Below are 752 nucleotides of genomic sequence, written 5' to 3'. Positions count from 1 at the left end.
TCGGCGTAAAAAATATTATCTGGGGTATTCGTACTACTGATGTGTCACAAGGCTCTTCAAAGATCACCGTTCACTTAAGCAAGTTGTGTGCAAAGCTTTCATATCATGTTCCAACAACGATTGTGTGTGCTGCCCATGTTGCAAAGGATTATCATGTAGGCATAGGCTACGATGAATCTAAAATGACGGTCATTGCTAATGGTTATGAGATTGATGCACTGACAGCAACGGATGCAGATGGCTTGGACATACGTCAACAACACGGTATATCTGCCGATGATATCGTTATTGGTTCTGTAGGCCGTTTTAATCCAGTTAAGAACCAAAAATTATTTGTAGATGTCGCGGCAATTTTAGTCAAAGACTATCCCAATATAAAATTTATGATGGTAGGACGAGACAATACAGCAGAGAATAAAGAGCTGCTATCTTGGATAGAAGACTATGGTCTCACAGATAATTTTAGGTTATTAGGTGAAAGAGGTGATGTACCCAAGTGTTTAAAAGCCATGGAAGTTTTTTGTTTACACTCAAAAACCGAAGGGTTTTCCAACGTAGTCGTTGAAGCGATATTATTGAATGTTTTTACTATAGCCACTGACGTTGGTGAAGTTGCAAGGCTGATTCCTGAAGAGCAAATTGTCAGTGTAGACAAGAATGACTATAGTACAAAGCTACAGCATGTTTTGAGTAGTGAATGTTTTCGTGATAAAGAAAAACTTAATGCTCTAAAAGAATCTTCTATTGCTAAA

1 protein-coding gene is annotated in these 752 nt (G+C 38.0%); it reads left to right on the top strand.

Annotated elements, in window-relative coordinates; genetic code table 11:
• On the top strand, positions 1-752 hold a 752-nt coding region (locus tag ACT3SX_RS15370), incomplete at both ends, for a glycosyltransferase (protein ID WP_444526297.1).

The sequence above is a fragment of the Psychrobacter sp. AOP31-B2-9 genome (genome assembly GCF_052378005.1).
Lineage (GTDB): Bacteria > Pseudomonadota > Gammaproteobacteria > Pseudomonadales > Moraxellaceae > Psychrobacter.
This window is presented reverse-complemented; position numbering and strand designations above follow the sequence as displayed.